The organism is Methanobrevibacter filiformis (genome assembly GCF_001639265.1).
GTDB lineage: Archaea > Methanobacteriota > Methanobacteria > Methanobacteriales > Methanobacteriaceae > Methanacia > Methanacia filiformis.
Window position 1 is genome coordinate 1 of sequence record NZ_LWMT01000143.1, and the last position, 1,726, is coordinate 1,726.

The following is a 1,726-nucleotide window of genomic DNA, read 5'->3' on the forward strand; positions in this document are numbered from 1 at the left end:
TTCAATTTATATAACTAATTAAATATCCATATAATTAATTTATCAGCAATATAAGGCTCTCAAAATACTTATTTAAGAAAATAAGTCTTAACTAATTATCTATTGAATTATGGAACATCCCCTATAAAAACTAATTTTTGAAATAAAATTCATACCTCTAAATTTACAGTACAGTTTTTAACAATGCAAACTATATAAATCTATCTTTGATATTTTTTATCTTATATTTAATATATCCTTTTAAAGAAGATATATTGTTTAATTGAATGCTTAACTCTTTATTCTTATCTTTAAGTGCAGCATTTCTATCTCTAAGTACGATATTTCTATCTCTAAGTACGATATTTCTATCTCTAAGTACATTATTCCTATGTTTTACTATATTTCTTGTTAATAACCTTTTTTTAGATACTTTAACATATCTTATAAAGAAAAGAACTGACCTGAAACAATTTGAGTCGATCAAATCAATCATAAGTTGTGTTCTATCATCAATTTCTGTTCCTTTACTCTGGGCAAAACTTACTAACTCCCTATATTTTTTTATCATGTCTATTTTAATAGTTTCATCTTCTTCTGCATTAACTATTACTTGGAAAGAATAACCTAATCTCATTTTTATAAAATATTTGAAGTAATCCATAGAATTATTTTTTTTAAAAACATTATAAGTATTTTCATATCCTAATAACAGATTATTGAAGTATTTCACATTATTAGTTCTACTTATAGAGGCAGAATTTATAAAATGAGTATAAATATGAGCATCTTTTAAAAATAAGATATTTTTAGCTTTTAAAAGGCATTCAATAGTGAAAACAATGTCTTCAGCACCATCTAATGGGAATAAAATATCATTATCCATAATTAAAGATTTTTTAAAAATCTTAGACCATACAAATGAAGATTGCCCTAATAATTCTGGATACTCATGTATATTGTTAACAAAGATATCCTTTTCAAAAGTAGAAGACTTTAACTTCACATCATCCCTTAATTTATAATATTTAGCTGAAACAATATCTGCATCATAAGTAATTGTTTTATTATATAATAGTTCACAAGCATTTGGTTCATAAAAGTCATCTTGATCCATGAACATGATATACTCAGAAGATGCATTTTTAATCCCAATATTTCTAGAATATGAAGGACTTCCAGAATTATTATCAAGATTAACAAGAAGAGCATTATTATAGTTTTCAGTATACCCCTTTAAAATTTCCAACGAAGAATCAGTAGAACCATCATTTACTAAAATCACTTCTAAATTTTCAAACCCCATTGTTTGATTAACAAGAGAATTCAAAGCCCGTGTGATGTATTCTTCACCATTATATACTGGAACTATGATACTCACAAAAAACAAAAACGAACCCCCCAAATTACAAATAAATTGAAATTATATTATCCTTCATCTACCAATCAATGCAAGAATTGTTAAATTAATTAAATGTTGATTAAATAATAGAAACACTTATATTAATAATTAGAACAGTTATATTACTAATTAAAATACTATTTAAAACCATGATTATTAACTTTTAGTATTAATATTAATATATTTTTTTAGTCATATATATAATTATCATTAAAATGCACAGCTGTTAAGTTAAGGATTTAATCGATTCTATAGAATTGCCTTAAATTAAACATTGCTTCTTTATTTTTTTCTTATTTCAGAAACTTCTTCTACAATTGGTTCTATTTTTTCTTGGTGGGGTTT

At 24.2% G+C, this 1,726-nt stretch carries 1 protein-coding gene; it reads right to left on the reverse strand.

Features of this window, described 5'->3' with window-relative positions; genetic code table 11:
• Window positions 1-190: 190 nt before the first annotated feature.
• Complete coding sequence (locus MBFIL_RS04345) at window positions 191-1,360, reverse strand: glycosyltransferase family 2 protein (RefSeq protein ID WP_245637455.1); 1,170 nt, start codon at window positions 1,358-1,360, stop codon at window positions 191-193.
• Between the last annotated feature and the right edge of the window lie 366 nt (window positions 1,361-1,726).